The organism is Clostridium sp. UBA7503, from assembly GCF_002477055.1.
Lineage (GTDB): Bacteria > Bacillota > Clostridia > Clostridiales > Clostridiaceae > Clostridium_J > Clostridium_J sulfidigenes.
Genome location: NZ_DLNT01000002.1, coordinates 14,716 through 22,526 on the forward strand (window position 1 = coordinate 14,716; position 7,811 = coordinate 22,526).

Below are 7,811 nucleotides of genomic sequence, written 5' to 3' on the forward strand. Positions count from 1 at the left end.
AACCAACTCGACCATCTCTCCGTAGAATTATTAAAATCATACTCTGATTTTAATTATTTAATTTTCATAGGTTATTTTTAAATGGCGGAGAAAGAGGGATTTGAACCCTCGCGACGGTTACCCGACCTACGCCCTTAGCAGGGGCGCCTCTTCAGCCACTTGAGTATTTCTCCAATTTAAAAATATGGCGGAGAGATAGGGATTCGAACCCTAGGTACGCTCACACGTACGCCGGTTTTCAAGACCGGTGCCTTAAACCAACTCGACCATCTCTCCATTTCCTACAAGGGTTATTCTATCAAGAAATAGCCCTTGTGTCAATATTTTTTTGAAAAACTTTTATATAAATTCTAAATTTTTTTATCTAGTTATATTTTTACAACCCATATATGTTCTTAATACCTCTGGTACTGTAACACTACCATCTTCATTTTGATAATTCTCAAGAACTGCAGCTAAGGCCCTTCCTATAGCAACCCCTGAACCATTTACTGTATGAACAAATTTAGGTTTAGCTTTTGGATCATCTTTATATTTTATATTAGCACGTCTTGCTTGAAAATCTTCAAAGTTGCTACAGCTTGATATTTCTACATACTTATTATAACTTGGCATCCAAACCTCAATATCATATTTTAAAGCAGCAGTAAAACCTAAATCTCCTCTGCATATTTTTACAATCCTATATGGAAGTCCTAATCCTTGTAACACACTTTCTGCATCTTTAACTAATTTATTAAGTTCATCATATGATTCTTCTTCTTTTGTAAATTTAACTAATTCTACTTTATTAAACTGGTGCTGCCTAATTAATCCTCTAGTATCTCTTCCAGCAGAACCAGCTTCTGACCTAAAGCATGCACTATATGCCACATATTTTATCGGAAGTTTATCTCCTTCAAGGATTTCATCTCTGTAAATATTAGTTACAGGTACTTCTGCTGTAGGTATTAAAAAATAATCTGTATCACTAATTTTAAAGGCATCTTCTTCAAACTTAGGTAACTGACCTGTTCCAGTCATGCTATTTCTATTTACCATATATGGAGGAAGTATTTCATCATATCCATTTCTACCAGTGTGAGTATCTAAAAAATAATTTATTAATGCTCTCTCTAATCTTGCTCCAAGTCCCTTATAAACAGTAAATCTAGACCCTGTAATTTTTCCAGCTCTTTCAAAATCCAATAAATTATTTTCTGTACCTATAGTCCAGTGTTCTTTAGGATTAAAATCAAACTTTCTTATCTCTCCCCATTTTTTAATTTCAACATTATCCTCATCATCACTACCATTTGGAACTGAATCATGAGGTATATTAGGTATTCTCATCATTATATATTCTATTCTTTGATCTATTTCATTTAAATCCACATCATAATTTTTTATTGTCTCTGAAAGTTGTTTCATTTCCTTCATAGTTTCTGATACATCTATACCTTGTTTTTTTAACTTAGGAATTTCTGCTGAAGTTTTATTTCTTTTATTTTTTAATTCCTCTACCTCTATTAATATATTACGTCTCTTTTGATCAAGCTCTACAACTTCATCTATAAGCAATAAATCAAAACTCTCTCCTCTATTTTCCATTTTAACTTTAATTTCATCTGGATTATTTCTTATTTTCTTTAAGTCTATCATTGTTATTCCTCCTACCTTTTTCTTATAAATATATTTTGATATAAATAAAAAGCCTTTCCCCCCCTAAGGGACGAAAGACTCCGTGTTACCACCCTAATTGAATAAAATTAATTATTCCACTCAAAAATTTAACGACAAACTTAATGCCGTACTGCTCATCACAGTCCCTCAGAGGCGGATTCGTAATAATATATATATCAGTTTACACCAAACACTGACTCTCTTACATATATAATTAGTACTACTATTCTCTTCAACGGTTTATAATTTATTTCATTAAATATATGTTTATATTATTCCCTAACATATTTTTTGTCAATATTAATATTAATTTTTGTAAGCATATTTAGTACATACTATATCTACACCTGTATTAAGTATATTCTTACATATAACATCTCCTTCTGATGTCTGTGGTCCTACATATATTCTACTTAGACACTTAGAGCATTCAAGCCATAAACTTTTATCTATCGGTTCGCTACTCTTTACCGAAACTACCCTACGCTCTACAGATCCTTTTACTCTCACTATAGTTGTTAATATATCCTTATCCTTCACTTTTTATTACCTCACATTTCATCAAATTCTTTTATTCTTGATAATAAAATGGTTGAATCCTTTGAATTATTAACCACTTCTGTAACTCTTTTATCCATTTCTCTTGCCAAAATTTCAATTATTTTATCCTTGCAGTAACACCCATCACAACTTCCAAATCCCGCTCCTGTTCTCCTTTTTACCCCAGTTACTGTTCTAGCTCCTAAAGGTCTTCTAATAGAGTCTACAATCTCACCTTCGCTAACTTTTTCACACTGACATATAATACGTCCATACTTACTGTCTAATTTAATAATTTTATTTCTTTCTTCATTTAATAGGTTTTTAAATCTAAAATATTCCCTTCTCTTATCATTAAAATCCTTTTTAAATTTACAATTTAACTTTTCAACTACTAATTTTGATATGTTCAAAGCTAAATATGGCGTTATTGTAACCTTAGCATAATGATTAACCTTAATATTTATATACCCACTATTAATAATATCATCTTGTATAATAATAGGTTCATCAAAAAGGCGCCAATCTCTTACTACTTTTATATCATTTTCACTAATCTCTTTAGTAAGAGGTTTTATCTTTTGAATAACTTTATCATAGTGAACATTTTTATAGTTACTATAAGCCCCTATTGTTTCATTGTTAATTGTAGGTCTTATATATATTCTTTCATTTTCTCTTACATCAAAAATTATGTTAGAATATAACTTTTCATAAGGCTTATCAATAACCACATATTTCATATATTTCCCTTTATCATCTTCTGTATTATTTTCATTAACTAATTGTAGATTTTTATCTTTAGTTGTATCAATAACTATCTTACAAGTAAATTTATTTTTACTTGTTTTTATCTTGAATCCTTTATTTATACTATTTATAGATTCAACCTCTTCTTGTAATCTAAAATTAACTCCATTATCAAAAGCAATTTCACCATATGCTAAAGCTAAATCATATGAGCTTATTACGCCTGTATTAGGTATATATATTGATTTTATTATACTTCCTTCTATATTAGGTTCATACTCCAATATTTCTTTTCCTATAAGAAGTTTTACATCATCTATTTTTTTTGCTTTAGCTCTTTCATACATTTTATCAATACTTATAGCCTGGATTTCATTCCTTGCTATATATAAGGTACCACACCTCTTATATGGAACTTTAAATCTTAATGCATACTCCTCCATTAATAAATTGCCTTTTCTAATAAGCTTAGATGATAATTCATCCTCACATTCTAGTCCATCATATATTGTTGCTGTGTTTATAGAAGGTGTATCATTACATATATCATAATCTTTTTCTATAACTGCAATATTAAGGTTATATTTTGATAATTCATAAGCTATAGCACAACCTATAATTCCTCCACCTAATATCAATACATCATAATCCATAATTTCCTCCACCTATGCATGTTAATACTACTTTATATAAATTATTCTAGCCACTCTATCTTCCATTTTACTACGAAAATTTTAGAGCGGCTAGTCATGTTATTTATATAAATTTATTTTGATAATTCGTCAATTAATTTTCCTATTTGATTTATATACTCACCATACTTTGCCCAGTCTCCATTTTTTTGAGATTCAATAGCATTTGTATATGCTTCTTTTAATTTTCCTAAATAATCGGAATTTAAATTTCCTTCTTGTTTATTATTTTCGATACCTTCATTATTAGGGTTATTATCATTTTCTTCATCCTCTAGATTAAACATCTTAGTAATAGCAGTTCCTATATCTTTTTCAAGTATTAGTTTATCTCCGTAACCAACTATGACATTTTTCATTTCAGGTATGCTATTTTCACCAGAAGCTCTCAAATAAAGAGGTTCTACATATAACAAAGAGTTTCCTATTGGTATTATTAAAACTTCTCCAAATTGAACTTGAGAACCCTTAGTATCCCAAAGTGATAATTGTTTAGATATTTCTGGATCCTGGTTTATTTTTTGTTTAAATAACATTGGGCTATATATTGTTCCTCCTGTTGGAAATTTATATAAAAACATTTTTCCATAATTATCTCCATCCATTCTAACACCAAACATACCTACCATATTATCTCTATCTTTTGTATTAAAATACTCTAAAATAACCATTTCTTCTTTATCTTCTCCAGCTAATTTAGTAGTAACATACGAAGCTTCTGATTTTACTTCATCACCTTCAATTGTAGCGACATCACTAGCTATAGACCATATATCATCCCCATTGTAGAAAACTCCAGGGTCTGAAACATGGTACTTAGACAACATTTCACTCTGAATTGCAAATAAATCTTGAGGATATTTGAAGTGAGCTTTAATTTCATCTGATAAAGTACTTAAGTCTGTAAATAGCTTAGGAAATATCTTAGCATAGGTTGCAACTATAGGATCTGTATTATCTGTTATATAAAACTTTGTTGTTCCATCATATGCATCAACTATAACTTTAACTGAATTTCTAATATAATTTATATCTCCCATAGGCTGTGCAAATGGGAACTTGTCACTTACAGTATATGCATCTATAATCCAATAAAGCCTATCATTGTTTATAACTACATATGGGTCTTCATCATATCTTAAAAAAGGTGCAACTTTATTAACTCTTTCTACTATATTTCTATGAAGTAGAATTTTACTATCACTAGTTATATCTTGGGATAATAAAAATTTACTATTTTGTTCTTTAATGGCAAATATAATTCTGTTTGGATAATTCATGGATATACCAGCATTACCATCATAATTATTAGTAGCATTTTCACCACCTACTGGATAATCAATTTCTCCAAGCTTTGTATTTACTATACTATAATCATTAGTGTTCTCACCAAAATATATCCTTGGATTTTCTAATGAAATATCCGTTTCATTTTCAATAGGTATATTGCTCATAATAAAATCAGGTTGTCCTTCACTTGTTACCGAGTTAACCTTACTCATAACAACCCCGTATCCATGGGTATATGATAAATGTTTATTTTGCCAGGTAATAGAATTTTCATCTAACTTTTCAAAATCAATTTCTCTCGGTGCTATAAATACTTGATTATAGTTTCCATTAATATTGTATCTATCAATATCTATATCATTGAACTTATAATAATATCTTATATATTGAAATTGATTATAAAATTCTAAAGCAGGTCGATATGCATTAACCTTAATATTTTCAACTATATCCTTATTTTGTTTTATACCTGTAGCATCTAAATCATTCTTTATTTCAAAATTATTTTCATCAATTTTATCAATGTTATAAGCCATATTAGTATACTCAATGTTCTTGGATATATAAGGTTTTTCCAATGTTTTTTCATTGGAGTTAACAATAAATTGTTGAACAACTCCTGCTGCAACACTTTCCCCAATCATCAGTACAAATACTACTATTACTGAAAATATTATTGGTTTAACTTTTTTAAACAATATACTTAAGAATATTAATACAGCAAAAATAATTGAAACTATGGAAATCACTTTATAAAATTTTAAAGATACGTTTACATCTGTATAACTTGCTCCAAAAACTATTCCCCTAGGAGAATATGCTAAGTTCCATCCTTTTATCATATATCCTAAAGATATAACTAACATAAGTAATGCAGCTATAACTGCAAGTTGTTTTCCTGCAAAACTTGTTATACCACTAGTCATAGATTTAAAATTTACAACCTTATCTGATCTATCAAAGTGATTATTAATCTTATCCTTAAAATTTAAAATAATATAAATTATAAAAGTAGCTATTACAAGTAAAACTAATAATGAAATCATACTACTATATAAAGATTGTATTAAAGGTAACTTAAATGTAAAAAATGATATATCCTTATTAAATATAGGATCATTAATGTTAAATTTTGTATAGTTTGTAAATTCTAATATTTTGTACCAATATATATTTGCAAAACTAAAAGAAAAGAATAAAGATATAATAAAATTTATTCCTAAAAAGATTTTAAACCTTTTTTTATCTTTAACTTTATCAATTTCTACTATCTCTTTTAACTTTCTAATATTAGGTATTAAACTTTTATAATATAATGTTATTCCAATAAATATTACTAAAAATGTGGGAACCATTAGTTTCATTATAGATAATAACTTAGTAAAATAAATAGAAATATATCCCAATTCACTGAACCATTGATAGTCAACTATTATATTTATTCCAGCAATAGTGAAAAGTAATATAATTATTATGATAGAAACTATACTCCAGATAGCTTTCTTCTTCAAAATATTCACACCCCTTTTTATAATTCTTTAATCAAAAATCCTTTTTTATTTAATTCCTCTACTATATTTGATAAAACTCTATCATTTTCACATATTATTGTATGAAGATGAACTCCATTTGTTAATACGCTTAAAGGTTCAGCTTCATACTGCTTAAAATTACTATAAAAATTTTCAATATCCATCATATTTTTAAGCATAAGCATAGCTCTTATTTCTCCATAAAGAGGATGTTCAACTATTACATCTTCTACAATTGCACCATATTTAACAATAGTCTCAAGTTCATTTTTTACTTCTTCCCTTCCATGATTAACAGCTATAACTTTCTTTATACTATTGATATTTTCCTTTAACGCCATATATCCTTTTGGCGTAGATATTATATCTACGCCCTCAGCTCTTATAATAGCTATATCCTTAACTATAATTTGACGAGTAACTTCAAATATTTCTGCTAATATTTGACCTTTTACAGGTTCTTGAGATTGTATTAATAGATTCTTTATTTTTTCTCTTCTCTTTGCGCTTATCATAATCCCCTCCATGTATAAACATATATTATTTAAATAATAGTATATCATATACTTATGTATATTATTGTATTTTTTCTTTCATTATTAAATATTTCTTTACTTATATTAATTATATGTATTAATTTCTATCATCATACTTTCGTAAAATATCTAGCCATTTATTTTGTATTTTATAATTATGATGATTTCTTATAATATTCAAAAATTCTTTATCATATCCTTTTTCTTTTAAAATTTTATAACCCTCTTCTCCATGATTATAGAATATATATACCTTAGAATTTCTATCACTATATTTTTCTATCTTTGTTTTTGTAATGTTATTTAATAATACCAAAATAGATTTATCTATTACATTTAGAGGAGTATGAATTTTACCGATATCATGTAATATAGCTGATTTTACAATTTCTTTATGATTAAGATTATTCTTTTTAATTTCTTCTTCAGATTCATTTGTATATATATCTCTAGCTACATTAACTGAATGTTTCAAATCATAAGCCGGCAGTTTATACAGTAATTTTTTTTCATTCTCATCTAAATAATTATTAATAAACGCCATATCTTTTTTAGTTATTTTTGCAAATACACAATTAATAAATTGTTTAACTCTATTCATACTAATTACACCATCTTTGCAATGAATTTTTTTTAATTACTTTACATTATTATATACTTAATTAAAACAATAATATAATAGTTAATTAAGTAATATAAATATAAAAAAAAAGCAATCTAAATAGATTGCTTTTGGTGGAGATAAAGGGATTCGAACCCTTGACCCCCTGCGTGCAAGGCAGGTGCTCTCCCAGCTGAGCTATACCCCC

The 7,811-nt window shown here is 27.6% G+C and carries 6 protein-coding genes, 3 tRNA genes and 1 other annotated feature; all 9 genes read right to left on the minus strand.

Features of this window, described 5'->3' with window-relative positions; translation table 11 throughout:
* Window positions 1–82: 82 nt before the first annotated feature.
* Window positions 83–173: transfer RNA gene (locus B3630_RS00155), tRNA-Ser, on the minus strand.
* Between the two features lie 12 nt (window positions 174–185).
* Window positions 186–276, minus strand: a tRNA-Ser gene (locus B3630_RS00160).
* An 84-nt stretch (window positions 277–360) separates the two neighbouring features.
* Window positions 361–1,641: a serine--tRNA ligase gene (gene serS / locus B3630_RS00165; RefSeq protein ID WP_346894436.1), complete on the minus strand. Its 1,281-nt coding sequence runs from the start codon at window positions 1,639–1,641 to the stop codon at window positions 361–363.
* A gap of 63 nt (window positions 1,642–1,704) precedes the next feature.
* Window positions 1,705–1,907 (minus strand) — a binding site (T-box leader).
* 61 nt (window positions 1,908–1,968) lie between these two features.
* On the minus strand, window positions 1,969–2,202 hold the full coding sequence (locus tag B3630_RS00170; protein ID WP_150843603.1) for a DUF1667 domain-containing protein: 234 nt from the start codon (window positions 2,200–2,202) through the stop codon (window positions 1,969–1,971).
* Window positions 2,203–2,213: 11 nt separating this feature from the next.
* On the minus strand, window positions 2,214–3,605 hold the full coding sequence (locus B3630_RS00175; RefSeq protein WP_346894438.1) for an FAD-dependent oxidoreductase: 1,392 nt from the start codon (window positions 3,603–3,605) through the stop codon (window positions 2,214–2,216).
* Between the two features lie 113 nt (window positions 3,606–3,718).
* Window positions 3,719–6,445, minus strand: a complete 2,727-nt coding sequence (locus B3630_RS00180) for a UPF0182 family protein (RefSeq protein WP_414632981.1) — start codon at window positions 6,443–6,445, stop codon at window positions 3,719–3,721.
* Window positions 6,446–6,462: 17 nt separating this feature from the next.
* Window positions 6,463–6,981 carry a transcription repressor NadR gene (locus B3630_RS00185; protein ID WP_346894440.1) on the minus strand — a complete coding sequence of 173 codons (519 nt, stop codon included), beginning with the start codon at window positions 6,979–6,981 and terminating at the stop codon, window positions 6,463–6,465.
* Between the two features lie 118 nt (window positions 6,982–7,099).
* Window positions 7,100–7,603: an HDIG domain-containing metalloprotein gene (locus tag B3630_RS00190; protein WP_346894442.1), complete on the minus strand. Its 504-nt coding sequence runs from the start codon at window positions 7,601–7,603 to the stop codon at window positions 7,100–7,102.
* A 132-nt stretch (window positions 7,604–7,735) separates the two neighbouring features.
* Window positions 7,736–7,811: transfer RNA gene (locus B3630_RS00195), tRNA-Ala, on the minus strand.